The sequence below is a fragment of the Ruegeria sp. S263 genome (assembly GCF_056780525.1).
In genome coordinates, this window is record NZ_CM165558.1 from 138,493 (window position 1) to 160,712 (window position 22,220).

Genomic DNA, 22,220 nt, shown 5'->3' on the forward strand with positions numbered 1-22,220 from the left:
GTCTTTCATATCTCAGGCCGCCTTGTTCTGTGGGGTTGCGTCGCCAGCGCGGTAAAGCTGGCCAAATTCGGTGTTCAGGAAATCAGACAGGGCCACCTGTTCCTGCCGGACAAAGCCCTTGGCAGGCAGCGCGCCCGTGCGCATCAGATCGACCACACCCAGCACACCTGCGGCGGTGGTGACTTGAATGGCGCTCCAGACCTGTCCGTTGATCTTGCGGGCATAGCTTTTGTTGATCAGGGACTTCTCGCGCAAGCTTCCGTCGATCATGCCTTTTGCGGTGCAATAGACCAGCACCACGTCTTGATCCGTGCGCGGAAGGGCGGTCTCGAAAATATCCTTGAGCAGATCGCGGCGACGCTCCAGCCCCAGATCCTTGAGCAGCAGTTTCAGGATATCGCAATGACCGGGATACCGGATCGAGCGATAGGATACTGCCCGGGCCTTGCCGTCCAGCGTTTCGGGTAATGTGCCCAAGCCACCCGAGGTGTTGAAACACTCATATTCCACCCCGTCATGGCCCAGCACCTCGTAATCTTCCAGCGGCGCAGTCTTGACCCGGTCGCCGTTCACGATGGCATCGCAGGGGTTGCAGTACTCGTTGATCAGCCCGTCGGTGGACCATGTCAGATTGTATTTCAGCGCATTGGTCGGATAAAGCGGTAAAGCACCAACCCGCATGTGCAAACTGTCCAACTCATCAAACTCTGACGCCAGCGCTGCCCCGGCAATTCCGACAAACCCGGGTGCCAGACCACATTGCGGCATGAATGCTGTTGCGCTGTCTTTGGCCAATTCGCGCACGGCATTGGTGGCCGCAACATCCTCGGTCAGGTCAAAGTAATGTGCGCCTGCAGCCTTGGCGGCATTGGCGATTTGCGGGGTCAGAAAAAACGGAGCGGCCGAGATGACGGCATCAAAGCCGGTCAGCGCCTTGGCCAATTGCGCCGCGTTGCTGACGTCGATCTGCCGGGTCGCAATGCCTTGGCGGTTCAGAACCGACAGGGCTGACAGATCACGATCCGCAACCGTGACCGAGTAATTGGACGAAGATTTTAGCAGGGTCGCGATCATCTGACCGATCTTGCCTGCTCCGATAACACAGATATTCCAGCTCAAAACGCGCCTCCTCTTTCGTTTTCTGAAAGTATGACGGGCCGCTTGTCCGGCTCGCAGGGGTTATCTTGTCGGAAACACGGAATGATCCGTCATAGTGTCGGAGTTTTCATCATGGTGACGAAATCTTGGCGCCACCCGCCGCGACCGACCCCTATTGCGTGTTGTGACCTGAGCGCAATCAACCATTGACCCCCGTGCCGTTGGCAGGGGGCGCCACCCCAACTGGATCAGTGATTTTCGTCAACAAATACGATAATGTGCGCTCTATTGGGCCGGTTTTGCGCACTAATTCCTTGCAAACTCCAGCCCATCCAGCGCCGGGCGCTATGAGGGGCGGTTTCGTTTCCAGCTAACCGATTTGGGGCCCGTTACCAGCCAAGAGCCGGTGTTGGTCAGTGATAGTTTCAAGACGAGTTCAGGGGGAATAAGCGTGCCAAAAGATCCGATTGACAATTCAAAACCATTCGAGCCGACGGATGGGGATTGGAAACTGATTCATTCCATTCTTTCATCCAGCGACAGCGCGGCAATTAACGCGCACTTCGAATTCTTCGACATTGCAGAAAAAACGGTTCTGCCTCCGCAGGGCATGTATGTCGTTCTGTCCGGCATCGTCCAGTTACGGCAGGACGGAAAAACTTTGACCACCGCCGATACCGGCGACTATTTCTATGAAGAGCATCTTGAAATCTTTGACATTCCCGTCAGCCTCGAGGCCGTGGCCACGCCCGGCACCAAGCTGGCTTACCTGTCCAGCAACCAATGGTTCGAAATCCCGGTCAAAATCCGCGAAGCCTGTTACGCAACCCTGTTCGGCGATCTGGTCAGCGTGCATTTGCAGAACTTCCAGCAACCGATCAACTGTTGCAGTGTCACGGCGGCCGCGCTCAGCATGTCGGCATTGGGCTTCAGTTGCGAGGTCAACGACATCTTCCGCGAATGCGCTTTGCCCACATCCTTTGTTGTGAATGACGGGATTTCATTGGGCGAACTTTATGACGTCGCCTGCACATTCATCCACACGCAGGGCCTGCGCAAGAAGATACAAGTGCAGGCCTATTTCATGGACGAGGCCACGACCTCGGTCGATCTGCTGCTTGCGGCGATTGACGAATCCAACCGGGTGGGCGGCGACAACGACATTCTGGTGGCGAATTTTCAGGTCGGCGTGGCGCATGGCAAACAGAACATGCCCGGCGGTCACTTTGCGATCATCGCGAAATGCAACCCCAGCACCGGGTTGGTGCATATGATGGATGTCCACCCCGAGAAATACGGCAAGCTGTGGGTGACGACGATTGACCGGCTATGGGCAGGTATGTCCGACCGCGACGGAACCTCGATGCGGTCGCGGGGGATTTTGCGGTTCTCGGCATTGGATGCGGTGAAGACCACGCTGCAAACGCTGCAACAGGATTGCAATTACGTAGACAGCACCGAATATCTGGCAAAAGACCCCAAGAAACGCCGCAACCTGTTCCGGCGGGCCAGCCCTAACATGAACTCGATGGGGGTTTTGGCCGAAAGCCTGAACATTCTGGGCGACCAGCAGGTCGACGAAGACAAGCTGCTGATCGCGACACAGGCCAATCTGACAGACGCGCTCAGCCGGGTTTCCACGGCCAAAGAGATGCACGCGCTGGCGCAGCGCTATCTCAGCCAGACACCTGACGTGCATCTGGGCAGCACTTTCCGAAGCTATGCAGAACGCCCCGACAAGGACGACAAATCGCCCGAGGACTGGTTCCGCGATCAGTTGCACAGCCTGAACGCGCACGACGATCGCCATCTGATGATCAATATTGATTTCAACCGCGTGCTGGGGTTCGAGGTCATCCGCCCCCCCGCAAATGTCTTTCGCGAGACAGCCCTGCTGGAAGAGTTCTGGTGCCTTTGCATCGCCTATGACGAAAAGACCGATCTGGTCACGGTCGTGGATATGAGCCCGGCAACCTCGCAAGTATGGCAGGCCCCGCGCGGGCATATCTTCCGCGGTCTGCGCGACCTCGGAAACCCGTCAATGTTGGTGATCGAGGAACATGAACCGCCCGAAGACCCCACGGATGTCGAACGCATCGTCAACACCAACCCGATTGTGCTGTTCTACGCGGATGAGGACCCCTGGTCCTATATGCTGCGCAGTATGCTGGCCAATATCGGCATCACCAGTGCCCGGCTGATTGACGTCGAAGGCCATGGGGCCAACGTGATGAAAATGCGGCGGCAATTGACGATAATGACTGGGAAGGAAAACCCACCCTACCTGTTCTTCAAGGGCGAATGCCTGGGTCGCAGAAAAGATATTGTCGATGTTGTGCTGGATGGCAGCTTTCAGCAAAGCGTCAAGGAAGCCGGGCTGCCGGTGTTGCTGCGCCATGAATCGCCCAGTCTGGACAAGAACATCTTTGGCTACCCCAAGGGCGGGTTGACCGATGCGCCCAGCGAAAAGCGCAATGTGCTGCTGTGTGCCTGCGGGTCGTCGGCGGCAGACAAGGTTCCCGATCTGGTCAAGCGGATCAAGGATGCGGGGCATAACGTCAAGCTGATCCCGTCCGTGTCAGCCGAGAAGTTTTTCCGCGATATCGAGGTCGAAGAGGAAACCGGCAATATCAAGAAAGCCAAACCAAAAACGATCGAAGATTACATCTCGCATCACGACTATTACCGCGACGATGACGAATGGAATTTCCGCTATACCGAGTTCGGGATGCCCCTGCGTGCCTCGCATCTGGCGCTGTGTGACTGGGCAGACTGCGTGATCGTGGCGCCGGTGACCTGCAACACGATGGGCAAGATCGCCAACGGGATCGCCGACAACCTGCTGACCTCGGTCTTTGTGGCATGGCAATACCGGAACAAGCCGGTGATCCTCTGCCCGGCTTGCAACACAAACATGTGGAACAATGTCACCACCCAGAACAATGTCGAAAAACTGCGCGATCTGGGGGTCGATATCGTTGGCCCGCGCAAGGGTCGATTGTCCAACGGCATGATGGGGATCGGCATGATGGCCACCCCGGATCAGATCATGGAGGTGTTGGACGAGGCGTTCGAAGAACTGGCCGATCAGGAACACAATATCTGCAAATGGGCGCAGGAGGCCGCGGCCTCGGACGAGTTCGCGCAATGGACTCGTGTTTTTGACGCTATCGACAAGGGCATGGCCGGGATCGACATCGTGGATGACAGCAACGGCGATACCCTTCTGCACTATGCGGCGGGGGGCGAAGGCGAGCTGCATGAAAACGGCCAGAACCTTGGCAAGCCCGATCTTGAGGCGGCGCAGGAGTTGATTAACCGCGGCATCGACGTCAACGCCACCAACGATCACGGGTTTACCAGCCTGCATGTGGCGGTGATGAACAACTCGGCCAAAATGGTCGAAGTGCTTCTAGGCGCGCCGGGGATCGACGCCAGCAACTGCATCAACTTCCTGCGGGACCCGAAGAATGCCAAAGACGTAAAGCAGGTCAAACCCAAGATCAGGGCCATGCTGGATGACTGGGCCAATGCCCATACCGTCATCGCGCCCGAGGAAGACCACGACAATGATCTGATCGACGACCGCGAGCGGACCTATCTGTATTTCACCTACGGGTCGCTCAAGAAAGGGTTCCCCAACCACGACGCCCATGCAGACGTGCTAGACGATTTCGTGGGTGAGGCCGTTACCCGGCAACGCATGCCCCTGATCGTCCCGCACGAGCCGCATTGCGACAATCCCAATTGCGGCTACCTGCACCGGATGGCCACGCTGGTCGATCAGAAAGGGCGTGGCGAACCCATCCGGGGTGAGGTCTATCGCGTCTCATCCTCGGGGCTGAAGGAGTTGGACAAGCTCGAAGGCTATCACGGCCCCGGCTCGCCCGAGAATGTCTATGTCCGCAAGCGGATCAACGTGCTGATGGACGGGGTCAAGAAGCCTGCCTATGTCTACGTCATCGCCCACCCGACCAAATATCTGGACCAATGGGCCGACGGCACGTCCGGCATCGTGGCGGAATACACGCTGGACATGGCCACGGGCACGCCGAAACCGGGGTTCCAGCCAACGCCCTAGTTAAGCATCTCGATCACGGCTTCATCCTCGGGGTCGGCCTTGAGACTAAGGTTATAGGCCGTGATCGCCACCGTGCAAGTCAACACAAAGGGCCAGAACGCGGCCTTTGGGATCAGGTTGTCCCGGTAGTGGATGAACCGCAGGGACGGCACGGCCTCGGACGCGAACAGGTAGGTGTTCACGGACACGGCCAGCAGCAGGAAATACATCAGGAAAAAGAACGACTCCATGTAGATCACCGGCGATCCGGCAAAGCCTTCACGCAGTTGCACATGCGCCAGCAGGATCACGAAGAACAGAACCGAACAGGTGCCAATCACGCTAGAGGTGCTGAAATCGTGCCGCTCGATCAACTCGGGCCGGCGGGTCACGGTCATGACTGCGCCAAACAGCAGCATCGTAACGACGATCAGGGGGATCATGTGAACGACGAAGGCGTTGCCGAAGTTGCGCTTGATGACAAAGTTATAGTGCAACTCGGGCAGGTTGGTCTGGAATTCGGCATCACTGATGCCCAGCGTGGTGCCCAGATCGGACAGGCGATAGTCGAAATAGGTATTCTCCCGCTCCCACGTGCCCATGACGATGCGGCTGTCGATCCCGAATATGTCGTCGGGACCCGTGGCTGGATAGGCCGCGAAATCGGGGATCAGGGCCACGGCGGTGTCGAAACTGGCGGGCCAGAACCGGACCCATACGGTTTTATGGTCGAAGGGATAGCTGGTGTAGTCGAAATTCTGCCGTAGGGTCTGTTCAAAATACCAGCCGATCAGTTCTTCGCCGTCCTGATCCATGCGATAGGCTTCTTCGATCATCCCGCTGGCGGCATCCGAGGCATCGGGCAGCACGAACCCGACAGCATCGCCGGTCGGTTTGATCGCGTCATGCACACCGTCTTCGTAATGCTGCCAGACATATCCGGTGACATGGACATCGCTGGCATCGGTGAAAACAAACGACTTGATGAAAATTCCGGTCCTGACCTGATACTCCGGCACGTTTTCCAAGTCTTGCAGGTAGCCATCCACCGATGCCTGATCAGGCAGTTGCGTCGGATCGCCCTCGAAGTGATTCAGCTCGACCAACAGTTTGAACAACAAGACTAGCAGCCCAAGTGTCAGGGCACCGGAAATCAACCAAACCTTCTTTTCGATACTCATTCAGTCCCTTTCAAACTTGGTCCAGACGTCCGACCAGGGACTGTGTGATGCCCATCTCAGAGAAACCCGCGCCCAGCGCCTCAAACTCTTCATGTGCGCTTAACGGGATGCCCCAACCACCGCACGCGGCCAGAACCTTGGTGTGCTGGATCGAAAGATCGACCATTGGCAAAGGCTCATCGGCGGTAAAACGGGCCAATGCGTCGGCATATCCGGTGGCCTTGTCCCATTCCTGCCGCGCCAGCATGACGGCGCTTGCATCGGGGTAGAAATGCAAATGGCTGTGCCCGACGCAGCCCTCGGCAATGATCTGTGCGCCCAGTTTCAAGTGTTGATCCTGTTTGTCAGGGTCTGTTTCAGCCAAGGCCAGCGCTGACAGCGCCTTTGGCCCCACAAAGTTGCGCCCATGTTCCAACGCAATGTCCACGGCCCGCCGACCTGTTTCGCGCGCCTGATCCTTCTGCCCGGCATAGACCTGTGTACGTGCCAGATGCTCCAGCGCCTGCGCCTCCAGCCGCTTGGCCCCAACTCGGGCGGCAATTTCGGCCGAGAGGGTAAAGGACTCCAGCGCGCCGTCCATTTCACCCAAAAAGGTCTGCGCCACACCAAGACATGTTTGGGCCACACATTCCGGCACAAAGGCAAAGTACTTCTGCGAAATCTCTATGGCTTCCTGCGCGTCCACCTTGCCTTGCGCCACGTCGCCGGAATAGCTGCGCGCAACGCTGAGATTGTGAAGGTTCGCAGCCATATCCCGCACCAATCCTTCTTCGCGCGCGCGCTCGACGGCCTGCGTGTAAAACCCGGTCGCCGACCGCATGGTGGCATTCATGAAATTGGCGTCACCAAAGCCGCTAAGAGCGCCCACCTCCAACCGCGCCGATTGTAACTTGCGCGCCAAAGTCAGCGCTTTTTCATTGCTGGCCAGTGCCTTTTCGACCTGACCCAGCGGGAAATAGATATTGCCGCGCACATAGTTGATCTGCGCGATGTCTCTTTCCGATCCGCAGCGTTCAGCGGCGGCCTCGGCGATTTCAAGGCTATCCAGCGCCTCTTGGTACAGGCTTGCCTGCCGGTCGGTTTGCGCCAACCCGATATAGGCGCGGCAGGTCTGCTCATCGGTCTCGGCAAGACTGGCTGCCTCTTTGAACTCGCGCAGCGCGTCTTCTGAATATCCCTGCAACCGGTGCGTTTCCCCGCGTGCGCACAACAGATCGAACCGAACACCATCCGGGGCCGGTAATTCCAAAGCGCGCTCGATCAGGGGGCTGGCTTCATCATATTGGAAGCCCAGAATCAGGTTCTCGGCGGCTTCAAGATAGGCTTGCGCCGCGTTGCTGGCCCCGGCGCGATCCAAATGCTGTGCGCGCAGGGTCGCGTCCCGCTCTTCAAACCATTTGGCAGCCTCGCGGTGCAGCCGTGTACGCTCGGACTTTACCAGCGTGGCATAGGACCCGTCCCGGATCAGGGCGTGCGCAAACATCAGATCTGTCCCTGCCTCGCGGATCAGGGCCGAGCGGATCAGTGTCGAGGTATCCAGATGCCCTTTTCCCAGAATAAAGTTCAAAACCTCAGGCCAGAAACGTTGCCCCAGAACCGAGGCCGCCTGAATCGCGGATCGGCTGGACGGATCCAATGCATCCAGCCGTGACTGAACAATGCCTTGGATACTTCCGGGAACCGAGTCTCGCTTGAGCACGTCGATATTGCGCAGCAACTGCTCAAGAAACAGCGGGTTGCCACCTGCCCGACGCACACAGGCGTCCAGAAGTTCGGGGTCTATGCCGGTGAACTCTTCGACCAGTTGCCGGGCCTGATCATCCCCCATAGGTGCCAGTTCCAGTTTCGAAACCAGCGCGCCCTCGGTGCCAAGCTGCCAATCGCGATCAATCGGGTCGCCTTCGACACGGCTGGTCATCAGCAACACACAAGGCAGGTCACGCGTAGCGGCCGCGATATGGGCGCAAGCCGTCAGGATGTCGGGCGTCGCCCAGTGGATATCCTCGATCTGGATCAAGAGCGGGCTGTCCTGACTGCAGGCGGCAATCAACTCGTCAATCACCTGACGCCGCCCGCGCAGGCGGGTGGCATTGTCCATGACTGCATAGACTTCGGCCAGTCCGGGGTCCTGTTCAAGTTCAAGCAGCGCGTTCAAATGCGTGGCATTGGACGGCGACACCCAACCCTTGCCGATTGCGCTTTTGGCCACCTCAGCGCAGGTTTCGGCGTTATCGGTTGCCTCAAGCCCCAACATGCTGCGCGCTACGGATTGAATGGCTGAATGCCCCTCGCGCGCACCGAAATCCATGACGACGCCGGTATGCACGGCGTAAGACAAGCTGTCGGCAAGTTCGGCAACCTGTTCGGACAGGTGCGTCTTGCCGATGCCCGGCTCACCCAGAACGATATGAACCTCGCCCTTGCCGTGCCGCTGGCATCGGTCGAACGTGGCCGAGAACAACGACATCTCGCGCTCGCGACCCACAAAACGGTGACGGCGCGAACGGATGTTCCGCGCCATCCGATCCAGCCGCCAAAGCTCGATGGGTTCGTTCAGGCCCTTGATGGCCTTGGCCCCCATGGACTCGCCCACGAAAAGCGGCCCCAACGCGCGCTGAATGTCATGTGACACAAGCGTTTCACCCGGCGCAGCCATGTCTGTCACCCGCGAGGCAAGGTTCACCCCGTCGCCGGTGACGGTGTATTCGGTATGGGCTTCGCTGCCTGTCGTGCTGGCGATGACCTGCCCCGATGCGATTCCGATATGGCAGGAAAGGGGCCGTGTCAGGGTGGGCAGAGCCGCATGAATCTCCAACGCAGCCCGCGCTGCGCGTTCGGTATCGTTGGTGTGTGAAATCGGCGCGCCGAATACAGCCATCACCGCGTCGCCGATATGCTTGTCGATCCGTCCGCCGAATTTTTCGACGACGTGATCCACCTTGTGAAAGAACTCGTTCAGCAGCGCGTGCATGTCCTCGGCGTCCAACTCGCTGGACAGCCGGGTAAACCCTGTGAGGTCCGCGAACATGACCGTGACTTGTCGCTTTGCGGGCTCAAGCGGGGTTTGCGGTTCATAAGGTTGAACAAGGTCGACCGGTTCAAGTTCGGAAATCGCACGCAAAAGACGCCGGCGGTCACCGACGGCGGTCACTCCGATTTCGATCAGGTCTTCGCCCGTCAGATCGGGCAAAATTGCGAAATCAATTTTGTTATCCAAAAAGGCCTGCGCATAGTCAGACAAACCAAGTGCGCTTAGCCAGTCCCTAAGGTCCTGAGACATATCGCCCCTCTGAAGCCCCCAACTTCAGACATAGGCGTAGCACAGCAGACCCGTCCGAGTCTGCAATCGTTAACTAATTTAATTTTTTGGTATAGCCCAAAGCCCGAAAATCGGGCGTTGGGTTCAAGTTTCAGCTTCCAATCCCTCGGTCGACAGATCGTCGAGTTTGGGCATCAGGCGCAGCAATTCGCTTGCGTATTCAGTTTGCGGGTTGGCAAACAGATCGTTGGTCTCTTGCAGTTCGACCACCTTGCCCTGTTTCATAACCGCGACCCGGTCGCACATCTGGCGCACCACCGGAAGGTCATGGCTGATGAACAGCAAGGTCAGACCCAGATGTTCCTGCAAATCCTTCAGGATGTTCAGGATTTGAGCCTGAATCGACACGTCCAGCGCACTGGTCGGTTCGTCACAGATCAGGAAACGCGGCTGCGTGGCAAGGGCGCGCGCAATCGAAATCCGCTGACGCTGACCGCCCGAGAATTCATGCGGGTATTTCAACCCGGCCTCGTGACCCAGCCCCACCTGATCCAACAGCTCATCCACGCGGCGCTTGATGTCGGTTCCGTCCATCAACCTGTGATGACGGATCGGTTCGGCCACGATCTCATCCACGCGCATCCGTGGGTTCAACGAGGAATACGGGTCCTGAAAGATCATCTGGATGTTCTTGCGATAGGCATCCAGCGCGGCTTTGTCGGTCAGGTCGCTGACCACCTTGCCTTCAAAAGTGATCGACCCGCCGTCAACCGGATACAGCCCTGCGATCATCCGCGCGACCGTGGACTTGCCCGAGCCGGACTCGCCCACCACGCCAAACACCTCGCCCGCGCGAATATCAAAGCTGACATCGTCAACTGCGGTGAAATAGGTGCGGTCCCATGGCAAAAGCCCACGCTTTTGCAGGAACTTCTTGGTCAAGTTGCGAATTTCGAACACAGGCTTGCTGGTGTCATTGTCGACCTTGGGCCAGTGGCGGGCCATATCCTCGATCGCAAAGCGGGTTTCGCGCCCGCCATAGCTGATCTGGGGAAAGCGATGCAGTTTCAGCGTCGGGCGCGGCACGGCGGCGATCAGGGATTTGGTATATTCGTGGGTCGGCTGGCCCATGACTTGCGATGTCGGGCCACTTTCGACGACCTTACCCGCATACATCACCGTCACCTTGTCGGTGGTGTCTGCAATCACACCCATGTCGTGCGTGATCAGAATGACGCCCACCTGCCGTTCGGTCGCGAGTTCCTTGATCAAGTCCAGAATCTGCGCCTGAACAGACACATCCAGCGCGGTCGTCGGCTCATCCGCAATGATCACGTCGGGTTCTGTGCAAAGCGCCAGAGCGATCACAACACGCTGCCGCATCCCGCCCGAGAACTGGTGCGGGTATTGATCCAGCCGCGTATCAGGGTCAGGGATACCCACCCGGTCAATCAGATCGCGGGCCCGTTTGTTGGCCTCGGCATCCGAGCCACCCAGATGCGCCTGAATAGTCTCGACCAGTTGCTCGCGCACGGTGAACAGCGGGTTGAGCGAAGTCAGCGGATCCTGAAAGATCATCGAGATCTTCTTGCCGCGCAGCCCACGCATCGCCTCGGCGTCGATACCGCTGATCTGGTCGCCGCTCAGCTTGATCGTACCGCTTGCGATACGACCGGGGCGGTCCAGCAGCCCCATGATGGCGGCCCCGATAGTGGATTTACCGGCACCGGATTCGCCCACAAGCCCATGGATTTCACCCGGTTCAACCGACAGATCCACATGATCCACGGCGGTAAACAATTGGCGGCGGGTCGGGAATTCGACCGTCAGGTCATTGATTGTCAAAAGGCTCATGAAATCACCGCAGCTTGGGGTTCAGCGCGTCGCGCAGCCAGTCGCCCAGCAGGTTTACGGACAAGGCCAGCGCCAGAAGGGTGCAGGCCGGGAAGAACAGAATCCACCACTCACCCGAGAACAGGAAACCCTGCCCAATGCGGATCAGCGTGCCCAGCGACGGCTGAGTCGGAGGCGCGCCAACACCAAGGAAACTCAGCGTCGCCTCGGCAATGATCGCCAGCGCCAATGAGATCGTGGCAATCACCAGAACCGGGCTGAGGACGTTGGGCAAGATATGGCGGAACATGATCGGGAAGGATCCACGACCGATCAGGCGCGCGGCCTGAACGTATTCCTTGTTTTTCTCAACCAGCGCCGCGCCGCGCACCACGCGCGCGAATTGCACCCAGTCGGACAAGGCAATCGCGACGATCAGAACATAGATCGCCATCTCATCCCTGTATTCCGGTGGGGTAACACCCTTTGCGACACCAAAGATCAGCATGGCGACCAGAATGGCCGGGAAGGTTAGCTGTACGTCGGCAATCCGCATGATCAGAGTCTCGATCCAGCCACCGAAATAGGCCGCGACCAGACCCAGAACAACGCCGATAATCAAAGCCAGAAGCACCGCTGAGGCCCCCACGAACAGGGAAATCCGCATCCCGTACAGGATGGTCGAGAACACGTCCCGCCCCTGATCGTCGGTGCCCAGCAGAAATGTCTCCTGTGTGAACGCGTTGGGTGTGCCAGGCGGCGTAAACCCGTTCATCAGGTTCAGCGACGAAGGATCGAACGGGTTATACGGTGCAATCAGCGGCGCAAAGATCGCCGACAGCACCAGAACAACGACAACCAGCGTGGCAATAATCGCCACAGGCGAATGCCGGAAGGACCAGGCGAAATCGCTGTCCCAGAACTTGGCAAACCGCGTCTTTTCCGGGGCTTTGGGGGTATCGAGAGTATCGGTCATGTGGCCCTCGCGTCGACACGCAGGCGCGGGTCAATGGCATAGTAAAGAAGATCGACAATCAGGTTGATCGTCACGAACATGACCGAAATCAGCATCAGATAGGCGGCCATGACGGGAATATCGACGAACTGGATCGCGTTTATGAACAACAGGCCGACACCCGGCCACTGGAACACAGTCTCGGTGATGATGGCGAAAGCGATGATCGATCCAAGCTGCAATCCGGTGATGGTAATCACCGGCACCAGAGTGTTCTTCAGCGCATGGCGGAAGTTGATCACCCGGTCCGACAATCCACGGGCACGGGCAAAGCGGACATAGTCAGCGCGCATCACCTCAAGCATTTCAGACCGCACCAACCGCATGATCAGTGTCATCTGATAGAGGCCCAGCGTGATCGCCGGGAGGATCAGCGCCTTGAGCCCCGAGGTCGTCAGAAAACCTGTGGACCACCAGTCTCCAATCATAACGGTCTCGCCCCTCCCGAAGCTGGGCAGAAGGTCAAGTTCAACCGAGAAGATATAGATCAGCAATATACCGATTAGAAACGTGGGCAACGAAACCCCGATCAGACTGACAGTCATGATCACGTTCGCAGCGAGCCCTTGTCGTCGTATCGCCGTAAATACGCCCAGAGCGATGCCCAGCGTGATCGCAAGGAAACCGGACACAAAGGCAAGCTCCAAAGTCGCAGGCGCGCGCTCGGCTATGATCGTCGACACCGGGCGGCCTTGGCGGTATGAAACGCCGAAATTGCCCTGCACGGCACCTTGCAAGAACTTGAAGTATTGAACTGGAAACGGTTGATCCAAACCAAGCTCGGCGCGAAGGCGGTCGATGTCAGCCTGAGTGCGCTCTTGCCCCAGCATGTTGTCGATCGGATCGCCAACAAACCGGAACATTGAAAACGCGACCAGACCCACGACCAGCAACACGATCACGGATTGGAACATCCTTCGGACGATATATGCGAACATTCACTTTCCCCATTGATCTTCGTGTCTACGCACGCCCTGACCGAATGGTCAAGATGTCGCGGGTGACAGCGACCGTCTATCCTGCGGAGCCGTCCAGTCGACCTCTGGCCCCAACGGGACAATACCCAGAGGATTTCTCAGCTCGGATGGTGAGAAATACCCTGCCTTATAGATGTCTGGTTTGACTGTCCGCCCGATCTCGGGTCGTGCATAGAGATCGCGCGCATATCCCCACAGGTTCGGGTAGTCAACCAGTCGCCGCAAATTGCAGCGGAATGCGTAGTGATACGCCACATCAAAGCGCGCAAGCGTCGGAAACAAGCGCAGATCAGCTTCGGTCAGGACGTCACCGCAAAGATAGCGTTTGGTGTCCAGATGCGATTCGATTTCGTCCAGCATGGCGAAGACGTCCTGAAACCCGGCTTCATACGCCTCTTGCGTGCGGGCAAACCCGGCGCGATAGACGCCATTGTTCAGGCGCGGGTAAATCTTTGCGTTCCAGTAGTCGATCTGCTCCAGCTTATCCGGCGGGGCAAGGTTCGGGCCATATCCTTCAAGCGTACCCAGCATCCGCACCAGATCGGCGGATTCATTGGACACAGCGCAGTTTTCGACACGATCCCACAGCAAGGGAACCGTGATACGCCCGGTATAGGCGGGATCAACCCTTGCATAGACCTGATGCAGCGCGGTGACGTTGAACAGGGAATCGGAATACTCACCCTCGAGGTCATAGACCCAACCATCGGGCGTTCGACGCGGGCGGGCATAAGCGACCGTGATCACGTCTTCCAGACCCTTGACCGCGCGGGTCAGCAAAACCCGATGCGCCCAAGGGCAGTTCCACGCGGCGTAAAGGTGGAACCGACCCGCTTCAACAGGATCACCCGGCAAAGCGTTGCGGATGGTCGACGCCTGACGGCGGTATGCGCCGTCAAGCTTTGAGTCCGGGGCGGGGTCTTCCAAATGGTAGACCCCGGCGATCATTACACCCATGCGGTCAGTTCACCGTCACCCAGCGTAGGATGAAGAAATTGTCCGGGCGTTGTGTCAGGTCGATATTGCTGCCGGTCCCCCAGACTAGGGGCTGCACGTACATCGGCACGTACACATGGTCGTCCTGATAAATTGCCGTCACCTCATCCAGCATGGCCTGACGTTTTTCGGCGTCCAGCTCCGACTGAATCATCGGCAAAAGCTCATCTACCCGCTCGTTCGAGTAGCCGCCGAAATTCCAACTGCCCAGTTTCTTTTCCTCGTTCGGCGTGGCGACAAGGAAGCGCACGGGATGTTCGGCATCAAAGGTTCCGGGGCTCCAGCCCAGCAGATACATGTCGTAATTGTCTTCACGCAGTTCCGGCCAATAGTTGCGGACAGGCATGGCATCCAGTTCCGCCGTCACTCCGATCTGAGCCAACATGCTGACAATCGCCTGACAGACCGCTTCGTCATTCAGGTAGCGGTCATTCGGGCATTTCAGACCGAACGAGAACCCATCGGCATATCCGGCCTCGGCCAACAGCGCCTTGGCCCCTTCGACATCAAAGGCGGGGCGTTCGGCATTGGCCTCGGAATAACCACTCATGGCTGGGCTGACCAATTGCGAGGCGGCCTCGGCATTGCCACGCATGGTCGTGGCGAGAATGGCATCGACATTCACCGCGTTCGCGATGGCCTGACGGACCCGCACGTCACGGAACGGGTTCGGATTGCCTGCGTCATCGGTGTATTTCAACGCTTCGGCTTCGTGGTCAAAGCCCAGCATGATCACGCGCGCCTCGATCCCCTGAATGACGTCGACATCGCCATTTTCCTTCAGGCGCGCAACGTCCTGAATGGGGACAGGGTTGATCATGTCCACATCGCCCGACAGCAGCGCCGCCACAGCGGTCGCCGGGTTTTGGATCGGGTTGAACTCGGCGCGGGTAATGTTGTGCTCGACCTCACCCCACCAGTCGCCATGCGGCTCTAACACAGTCTTTAACCCCGGTTCTCGCTCTGTCACCTTGAAGGCCCCGGTGCCATTTGCGTTGATCGTGGCGTAGTTGCCAGATTCCTTGTCGGGCACAGCGGCATCATTGGCTTCGGTCCATCCCTGATCCATGATCATCCAGTTGGCGATCGAGGACGGGAACAGCGGGTTGGGTGCTGTGGTCATGATGTCGACGGTGTAATCGTCTACCACAATCACCTCACTGACCTGGGCGAACCAACTGCGGGTATCGGCGGCCTCACCCGAGGCGCGCTGATAGCTGAACAGAACGTCCTGCGCATCAAAACTGCTGCCATCATGAAAGGTCACGCCCTCACGCAGCTTGAATCGCCAGCCGTCGCCCTCTCCGATGGGCTCCCAGCTTACGGCCAGTGCGGGTTCGACCGTCATGTCTTTGCCGCGACGCACCAGCCCTTCGTAGACATTGTTGAGAAAGCCCAGGACCGGGGCCGAGTTGACGGCGTGCGGATCCATGGTCTGCGGATCAGTGGTCGAGGCCCATTTAAACTCGGCCGCCTGAACACTGGTCGCAGCTAAAAGGGCCAGGCCAATGGCGCTGTTTCTGAGGATCATAGTGATGTCTCCCTGTTTTCTGCTGCCGAGTGTTTTTGGTTTTTTGTGCGCACGCAAGGAATTCTCAGGCCGACACAAAAAAACAGGGCGCGAAACTAGCGCCCTGCCTGATACTTGTTGGAACCGATTTAGTTCATGGTAAAGTATTTGACCTTGGGCTGGTCTTCGGCATCCACTTCGATGCCTACACCGTCGGCCATACCCCAGTTCAGGACCTGGTGGTGAATGGGGATGTAAAGTGCTTCATCCTGAACCACGCGCCAGATGTCGGCGATGTCGGCATTCCGTGCGTCAAGATCAGTGTTGGACGCCAGCGACTTGATCTTCGCGTCCAGCGCATCGTCCTGATAGCCGGTACCATTCCACGTGCCGATATCGTCTTCGCGGCCATGGACCAGGAAGTTGAAGATGTATTCCGAGTCATATGTCGGAACACCCCAACCCAGCATGTAGAAGTCGGTCTTGCTGTCGGTGATCAGCGGGAAGTGCTGCGCCTTGGGCTTGGCGTCCAAGTTGACGGTCACGCCAATCTGACCCAGCATCCCAACGGCCGCCTGACAGATCGCCTCATCGTTGATGTAGCGGTCATTCGGGCAGTCCAGCCGCAGCGAGAAACCGTCAGGATAGCCCGCCTCGGCCATAAGTGCCTTGGCTTTTTCCAGATCGGTTGAGGATTCACCGTCCATTTCGGCGGTCCAGCCGTTGACGAATGGCGGTGCGATCATACCCGCAGGCTGCGACTGACCGCGCATCACGACCTGCTTGATCGCATCGCGGTTGATCGCCATCGACATCGCCTGACGCACCCGCACATCGGCCAGAGGATTCTTGCCATCGACGTTATCCGCTTCGATGTCGTCCGAACCCTGGTTCATACCAAAGAAAATGACGCGGTTCTGCGGGGCTTGCTTGACCATCAGGCCATCGGCGCCGTTTACGCGCTCAATATCCTGCACCGGCATGTCCTGCAGGAAGTTCACCTCGCCCGACAGCATCGCCGCCACACGGGTCGCAGCGTTCTGGATGGGGGTATAAACGATCTCGGTCACTTCCATCGGGAACTGGTCGATGCCCCAATAGTCGTCGTTGCGCACCATCACGGTTTTGACGTCAGGCTCGCGGCTTTGCAGTTTATAAGGTCCCGTGCCGTTGGCGTTGGTGGTCGCATAAGTGATCTCGCCACCTTCGAAATCCTGCACATTGACGGTGTTGTTCGCTTCGGCCCAACCCTTGTCCAAAATGAACAGGTTGGTCAGGTTCGACGGCAGGATCGGGTTCGGGCCATCGGTGACAATCTCGACGGTATAGTCATCAACCGCGCGCACTTCGGTGATCGAGCCGATCAGCTCTTTCATGTCCGAGTTCGGCTGCTTGGCGCGCTCAAAGCTGAACACCACGTCTTCGGCGTTGAAGTCAGCGCCGTCATGGAATTTCACCCCCTCGCGCAGCTTGAAGACCCAGACATTCGGGTCATCTGCCTTGGGCCCCCACTCGGTCGCAAGCGCGGGTTCAAACGCACCGGTCACATCCCGGATGATCAGCGGCTCGTACATCTGGTGGCGAATGGTGTGTGACGGACCTTCGTTTTGCGAGTGCGGGTCAAGCGTCAGCGCATCGCCAGCACGTGCCCAGCGCAAGGTTTCAGCCGATGCGCCTGCCGCCATCAATGCAGTCGCACTGGCAGCAATCATCAGGTTTCTTAGGATCATTTTAGTCTCCCCGGGTTTTCGTTAATGCCGCCTTTCAACGGCCGACCGTTTTTTCGGTCCTGGTGGCCATGATCATCCAGATCATTTTGACAGTTGCAACACCTGATTGTGACCAAACCGAATTGAAGTCGTTTGAACCTCCGTTTTCCCAAAGAACAAGTCCTCACCCCGACGTCTAGGGTGTTGCTACAGGTACGGTCGAGGAAAGATTTGATACTAACATAGGCTCTAATCAAGGTGAAACAGCTAAGAACACCAGCAGGCTCACCCAGTATGGCCCAAGCGCCGCACTATTGCGCAGTAGGGTTTTCCAGCGGTTGTTTTATTTCCGCAGGCGCACAACTATCGTCCCAATGAAGAAATTTACCAGGTTTTTTGTTTCAGGCTTATTGCTTGTTGCCGTGGTTCTGATCTGTTTCCGTCTGGCAGCGGACGTTCGCGAAACCATCGCAGCCGGTCACGACTTACCAGATGGTGGGCGGCTGATTGATACGTCCGAGGGCGCTATTTTCGTGCTGGAACGCGGACAGCCCCAGAATATTCCTGTTGTTTTTGCGCATGGTACAGCCGCCTGGTCAGGCTTGTGGCAGCCAACTCTCGACGCGGTATCTGAGGCCGGGTTTCGCGCAATCGCCTTTGACATGCCGCCGTTCGGTTGGTCGGAATATCCGCACCCCCCCGAATATGGCCGTGTAAAACAGTCAGAGCGCGTCGTCGCCCTGTTTAAGGCGTTGGATCAGCCGCCTATTGTCGTTGCCCACTCGATCGGCGCAGGTCCGGTGTCCGAGGCCGTCATGCGCCGGCCCGACCTTGCTTCGGGAATGATCATCGTGAACGCGGCCATTGGTCTGGGCACTCATGAATCCGCAACGGAAACACCCGTGTTTCTGATGAATCAGACCCTAAATAGGCACATTGTCGCCGCAACCATATCCAACCCTATGCTGACCCGGACATTCCTCCGCGGGTTTATCCACAACAAGTCCGCGGCAACGCCCGAACGCGTGGCCCTGTTGCAAGCCCCAATGCAGCGTGAAGGCTATACCGCAGCCGTGGCGCAGTGGTTGCCACATCTTTTGGTTCCGCCTCAGGATGCACTCAGCACCCGGCCAGATAACCGGCGGGCGCTCGATCTGCCTGTTGGGATCATTTGGGGTGTCGAGGATACAGTAACACCGCTGGATCAAGCCGCAGACTTACGTGCTTTGATTCCAGACGCCCAATATGATGCCCTCGTGAGGGTCGGGCACATTCCGCAAATCGAAAGCCCTTTGGAATTTCAGGATACATTGATCAAAATGCTGACAAATATTGCCAACTCGCAGGGACATGAGGCCGAGTCATGACGAATTTCACCAGACGGGCCGCCCTGTTTGCCGCAGGGGGCGTTGCAGGATGGGGGCTTTCGCGTTGGTTAGGCTCGGATCTGCCGGTCTATGACGGGACCGACCGAACCTTTGCCCCGACGTCCGATACCATCATGAATGACGCCAGCGGGCTGTCCCCGACACCGATCAACAAGCATCTGGTTCTGACCGAAGACGCAGGGGACAGGCTGATCACAGCGCTTCGCAACGAACTAGCCGAAGCCAGCACTGAAGGCCGCCCTGTCAATGTGGGCGCAGCGCGTCATTCAATGGGCGGGCAGGCCATTCCGCGCAACGGGGCGGCAATAACCTTTGACAATGGCGCATTGCAGATCGACAGCGCAGCCCAAACCTATCGCGCGCATGCGGGTGCGCGCTGGTCACAGGTAATTGCCGCGCTGGACCCGGCGGGGTGGTCGCCCAAGGTAATGCAATCGAACCATGATTTCGGCGTTGCGGCCACTTATTCGGTCAACGCCCATGGTTGGCCCGTGCCGTTTGGACCGATGGGCTCGACGGTTCGGTCGCTGCGGATGCTTCTACCAACCGGAGAGCTGGTGACATGCTCACCCACCGAGAACACCGACCTGTTCAATCTTGGCATGGGTGGGTACGGCCTGATTGGGATCATCGTCGATATGGACGTGGAAATGGTCCCAAACACCCGCCTGTCTCCATCTTTCGAGGTGATGGAGGCACAGGGCTTTGCGGCGGCCTTTCAATCCGCGATCGACGACCCTGCGGTCACGATGGCTTATGGGCGGCTCAACGTGGAACGCGACACGTTTTTCGAAAAAGCGCTGCTGATCACCTATCGCGAGACAGATGACCAGACCGAATTACCGCGAGCCGCAGGATCAGGGTGGATATCGCACGCGGCCAGCCGCCTGTATCGGGCGCAACTGGGAAGCGAAGCATTCAAAAGCTTCCGCTGGTGGAACGAAACAACGCTTGGGCCGGCTCTGGGCGGCGGCGACGCAACCCGCAATTCCCTGATCAACGAACCGGCCGTCACACTGGACGACCGCAACCCGGACCGCACCGATATCCTGCACGAATACTTCGTGGGTTTCGATGCGTTCGACGATTTCCTGACCGCCTGCCGCGAGGTGATCCCCGCCTCGTATCAGGAGTTTCTAAACGTCACCCTGCGCTATGTCGCGCAGGATGATCAGGCGGTTTTGTCCTTCGCGTCCGAGCCCCGGATCGCCGCCGTAATGTCATTCAGCCAGGAAATGACCCAACGCGCCGAGGCGGACATGGCTCGGATGACGCAGGCTCTGATAGACCGGATCGTCGAGATTGGGGGGGCATATTACCTGCCTTATCGCCCGCATGCGCGGCTGGACCAATTGACCTCGGCCTATGCGCGGGCACCGGAATTTGCGCAGGCCAAACGCCAACTGGACCCCCGGCTTGTGCTTCGGAACAACCTTTGGGACAGCTATCTGGGGCAACTATGACCAATCTGCAAAAACTCTGCCTTGTATATTTCGTCGCGCTGATGATCGCGGCATCGCTGAACTATGTCCCCGGCCTGACGGATGAAAACGGGCTGGCGTTCGGGATCTTTGCACTCGATATCTACGACGACGCGCTACACGTCGCCTCGGCAGTCTGGGCGCTGGTGGCCGGGCTGTGGTCACACAGGGCCGCTCGCACTTTTCTGATCTTATTCGGTCTTGCCTATCTGGGGGATGGCGTTTTCGGGTTCTTCACAGGCTATGGCTATCTGGATCTTGGCATCTTCACCAACGCGTCCGCAGGAATTGACCTGTCGATGGGACGTATTTTTGCAAACCTTCCACATCTGGCCTTGGGCGGTATCGCGGCTTGGGCGGGTCTGCGTGATATCAGGAGAACGGCATGAGATTTCTACTGCGCTGGATGCGCCGACTGGTTCTGCTGATTGTGGTCGGCGCGATCTGCCTTGTTGCCCCGATCGTCTATGTCGAGACAAGCTGCAAGGGAACGGCGCAGTTTCAACCCTATGACGCCCTGCTGCCTCCCGAACACCACCGGCCTGAGACCCGGACGCTGATGACCTATCCGGAATGGCACATCGTGCACGCCTATGAGGATTACGCCGAGGTTCTGCGGCAGGGCGATCCGCATGACTATGGTTTCTGGCAGGGAATCACCGGGTTCTGGAGCTCGCTCTGCGCCCTGTCGCAAAGCGCATCGGCCCATGGCGAGGTCGATGCTGCGACCAAGCAGATGGTCTATGTCATCGGCACCAGCTTCACGGCCGAGCTTGCTCTGAAGGCCGCCTATGAAGAGACACTGGGGCGCTTGTTCACAGCTCTGCGTGGGCCGCAACGTGCGCCGCTGGATGACCTGTCGGCGCAGCAGGCCGCAGAATACGCCCAGTTTCTGCAACAGGTGCCTTGGTACAAATGGCCCTTCGCAGAGAATGCGCATGACCTGTTGAGCCAATCCAGCGGGTCATTGCGTGACAGCGAACGCGCAATCGCCTTGGGGTTCGAAAACACGGTCAAAGACGGTTACGCCGGCCTTATCGAACAGGCAGTCGCTCGGGTGGGCGCGGATGAGCTTACCCTACGTATGATCGTCACAGGGCCCGAAACGCTTCCGACTTACCCGGATGTGCAGGTCATCGGCTCCAGACCCGAAGGGATTGAGATTGAAACGCCCCGGTATCGCGTATTGACAAACCTTCTGGTCGAAATGGCGCGTGATGGCGTTGATCTGGTCGAAATCGCGGGGAATGATGACATCATGTTTACGGCCCTGTCCGATCAGCCAACCGAAGAGGGTGCGGTTTTCAGTGCGCCGCGCCAGGGGTTTGGTGATTATCGGCACCTGATCGTGGTCAAGGTCCCGCAGCTTGCCGAACGGCTGCGTCAGTTGGAGGGCTCTGGCCTGACGCTGGAACACATCCATGACTATTAGGTCCGTTCTGATCGCCCTGCCCCTTTTGGTGCTGGGCTGGCTATCGACATTGGTGGTCGTGGCTTTGCTAACGGACGAAGCGCCAGCCTATGTGGTCGTGCTGCCGCAAGACCGGTTGCTGGATAGGTTGCCGGGTGGCACGGCAGTTCTGGCCGCGTCGCGGTTTAGCGTGACGGTGGCGTCAGACGCGCCGGGCTTTGCCAAGGCACTCTATTCCAGCGGTGCGCGGTTGGTTCTGCCTGCGGGCCTGCCGGGATGCCTGCCCTTGCCAAAGGTATGAG

15 protein-coding genes are annotated in these 22,220 nt (G+C 58.2%); 6 read left to right on the forward strand and 9 right to left on the reverse strand.

The genetic code is table 11. The features are described 5' to 3' along the window. Window positions 1-12: 12 nt before the first annotated feature. On the reverse strand, window positions 13-1,119 hold the full coding sequence (locus ACT2B1_RS00720; protein WP_171212448.1) for a saccharopine dehydrogenase family protein: 1,107 nt from the start codon (window positions 1,117-1,119) through the stop codon (window positions 13-15). Between the two features lie 430 nt (window positions 1,120-1,549). On the opposite strand from ACT2B1_RS00720, the gene ACT2B1_RS00725 reads away from it, so the two are divergent. Further along, window positions 1,550-5,179, forward strand: coding sequence for a flavoprotein (locus ACT2B1_RS00725; RefSeq protein ID WP_481668383.1), 3,630 nt, complete (start codon window positions 1,550-1,552; stop codon window positions 5,177-5,179). Here ACT2B1_RS00725 and ACT2B1_RS00730 read toward each other — a convergent pair. From ACT2B1_RS00730 to ACT2B1_RS00765, 8 genes are all read right to left on the reverse strand, one after another. Continuing rightward, complete coding sequence (locus ACT2B1_RS00730) at window positions 5,176-6,339, reverse strand: hypothetical protein (RefSeq protein WP_481668384.1); 1,164 nt, start codon at window positions 6,337-6,339, stop codon at window positions 5,176-5,178. The two genes, ACT2B1_RS00725 and ACT2B1_RS00730, sit on opposite strands and share 4 nt — an antisense overlap. A gap of 10 nt (window positions 6,340-6,349) precedes the next feature. Continuing rightward, on the reverse strand, window positions 6,350-9,619 hold the full coding sequence (locus ACT2B1_RS00735) for an adenylate/guanylate cyclase domain-containing protein (RefSeq protein ID WP_481668385.1): 3,270 nt from the start codon (window positions 9,617-9,619) through the stop codon (window positions 6,350-6,352). Window positions 9,620-9,742: 123 nt separating this feature from the next. Continuing rightward, the gene (locus ACT2B1_RS00740) at window positions 9,743-11,452 is read right to left on the reverse strand and encodes an ABC transporter ATP-binding protein (protein ID WP_171126632.1); all 1,710 of its coding nucleotides are present in this window, start codon (window positions 11,450-11,452) and stop codon (window positions 9,743-9,745) included. A 4-nt stretch (window positions 11,453-11,456) separates the two neighbouring features. Next, entirely contained in the window at window positions 11,457-12,407 is a 951-nt protein-coding gene (locus ACT2B1_RS00745; RefSeq protein WP_481668386.1) for an ABC transporter permease, read from the reverse strand. Further along, window positions 12,404-13,384: an ABC transporter permease gene (locus ACT2B1_RS00750; RefSeq protein ID WP_481668387.1), complete on the reverse strand. Its 981-nt coding sequence runs from the start codon at window positions 13,382-13,384 to the stop codon at window positions 12,404-12,406. The genes ACT2B1_RS00745 and ACT2B1_RS00750 overlap by 4 nt, the downstream gene beginning before the upstream one ends. A gap of 48 nt (window positions 13,385-13,432) precedes the next feature. Beyond that, the gene (locus tag ACT2B1_RS00755; protein ID WP_481668388.1) at window positions 13,433-14,380 is read right to left on the reverse strand and encodes a glutathione S-transferase family protein; all 948 of its coding nucleotides are present in this window, start codon (window positions 14,378-14,380) and stop codon (window positions 13,433-13,435) included. Window positions 14,381-14,384: 4 nt separating this feature from the next. Continuing rightward, window positions 14,385-15,950, reverse strand: coding sequence for an ABC transporter substrate-binding protein (locus ACT2B1_RS00760; protein WP_481668389.1), 1,566 nt, complete (start codon window positions 15,948-15,950; stop codon window positions 14,385-14,387). Window positions 15,951-16,078: 128 nt separating this feature from the next. Continuing rightward, entirely contained in the window at window positions 16,079-17,659 is a 1,581-nt protein-coding gene (locus tag ACT2B1_RS00765) for an ABC transporter substrate-binding protein (protein WP_171126629.1), read from the reverse strand. A gap of 353 nt (window positions 17,660-18,012) precedes the next feature. Between ACT2B1_RS00765 and ACT2B1_RS00770 the strand changes: the two genes are divergently transcribed. Genes ACT2B1_RS00770 through ACT2B1_RS00790 form a run of 5 tightly spaced genes read left to right on the forward strand, consistent with a single transcriptional unit; the run spans window position 18,013 to window position 22,219 of the window. Beyond that, window positions 18,013-19,005: an alpha/beta fold hydrolase gene (locus tag ACT2B1_RS00770; RefSeq protein ID WP_171241173.1), complete on the forward strand. Its 993-nt coding sequence runs from the start codon at window positions 18,013-18,015 to the stop codon at window positions 19,003-19,005. After that, window positions 19,002-20,489 carry an FAD-binding oxidoreductase gene (locus ACT2B1_RS00775; protein WP_481668390.1) on the forward strand — a complete coding sequence of 496 codons (1,488 nt, stop codon included), beginning with the start codon at window positions 19,002-19,004 and terminating at the stop codon, window positions 20,487-20,489. Before ACT2B1_RS00770 ends, ACT2B1_RS00775 begins: the two co-directional genes overlap by 4 nt. Next, window positions 20,486-20,896: a DUF4383 domain-containing protein gene (locus ACT2B1_RS00780; RefSeq protein ID WP_170567454.1), complete on the forward strand. Its 411-nt coding sequence runs from the start codon at window positions 20,486-20,488 to the stop codon at window positions 20,894-20,896. Before ACT2B1_RS00775 ends, ACT2B1_RS00780 begins: the two co-directional genes overlap by 4 nt. Beyond that, window positions 20,893-21,939 carry a hypothetical protein gene (locus ACT2B1_RS00785; RefSeq protein ID WP_171241175.1) on the forward strand — a complete coding sequence of 349 codons (1,047 nt, stop codon included), beginning with the start codon at window positions 20,893-20,895 and terminating at the stop codon, window positions 21,937-21,939. Before ACT2B1_RS00780 ends, ACT2B1_RS00785 begins: the two co-directional genes overlap by 4 nt. Next, window positions 21,929-22,219 (forward strand): hypothetical protein, encoded by a 291-nt coding sequence (locus ACT2B1_RS00790; RefSeq protein WP_171241176.1) that lies wholly within the window; start codon window positions 21,929-21,931, stop codon window positions 22,217-22,219. The genes ACT2B1_RS00785 and ACT2B1_RS00790 overlap by 11 nt, the downstream gene beginning before the upstream one ends. The last annotated feature ends 1 nt before the right edge of the window (window position 22,220 follow it).

Excerpts from the sequence above, each read along its gene's own strand:
- ACT2B1_RS00735 (WP_481668385.1), bottom strand. The coding sequence starts at position 9,619 with ATGTCTCAGGACCTTAGGGACTGGCTAAGCGCACTTGGTTTGTCTGAC.
- ACT2B1_RS00780 (WP_170567454.1), top strand. The coding sequence starts at position 20,486 with ATGACCAATCTGCAAAAACTCTGCCTTGTATATTTCGTCGCGCTGATG.
- ACT2B1_RS00770 (WP_171241173.1), top strand. The coding sequence starts at position 18,013 with ATGAAGAAATTTACCAGGTTTTTTGTTTCAGGCTTATTGCTTGTTGCC.
- ACT2B1_RS00730 (WP_481668384.1), bottom strand. The coding sequence starts at position 6,339 with ATGAGTATCGAAAAGAAGGTTTGGTTGATTTCCGGTGCCCTGACACTT.
- ACT2B1_RS00745 (WP_481668386.1), bottom strand. The coding sequence starts at position 12,407 with ATGACCGATACTCTCGATACCCCCAAAGCCCCGGAAAAGACGCGGTTT.
- ACT2B1_RS00760 (WP_481668389.1), bottom strand. The coding sequence starts at position 15,950 with ATGATCCTCAGAAACAGCGCCATTGGCCTGGCCCTTTTAGCTGCGACC.
- ACT2B1_RS00775 (WP_481668390.1), top strand. The coding sequence starts at position 19,002 with ATGACGAATTTCACCAGACGGGCCGCCCTGTTTGCCGCAGGGGGCGTT.
- ACT2B1_RS00740 (WP_171126632.1), bottom strand. The coding sequence starts at position 11,452 with ATGAGCCTTTTGACAATCAATGACCTGACGGTCGAATTCCCGACCCGC.
- ACT2B1_RS00790 (WP_171241176.1), top strand. The coding sequence starts at position 21,929 with ATGACTATTAGGTCCGTTCTGATCGCCCTGCCCCTTTTGGTGCTGGGC.
- ACT2B1_RS00785 (WP_171241175.1), top strand. The coding sequence starts at position 20,893 with ATGAGATTTCTACTGCGCTGGATGCGCCGACTGGTTCTGCTGATTGTG.
- ACT2B1_RS00750 (WP_481668387.1), bottom strand. The coding sequence starts at position 13,384 with ATGTTCGCATATATCGTCCGAAGGATGTTCCAATCCGTGATCGTGTTG.
- ACT2B1_RS00765 (WP_171126629.1), bottom strand. The coding sequence starts at position 17,659 with ATGATCCTAAGAAACCTGATGATTGCTGCCAGTGCGACTGCATTGATG.
- ACT2B1_RS00755 (WP_481668388.1), bottom strand. The coding sequence starts at position 14,380 with ATGGGTGTAATGATCGCCGGGGTCTACCATTTGGAAGACCCCGCCCCG.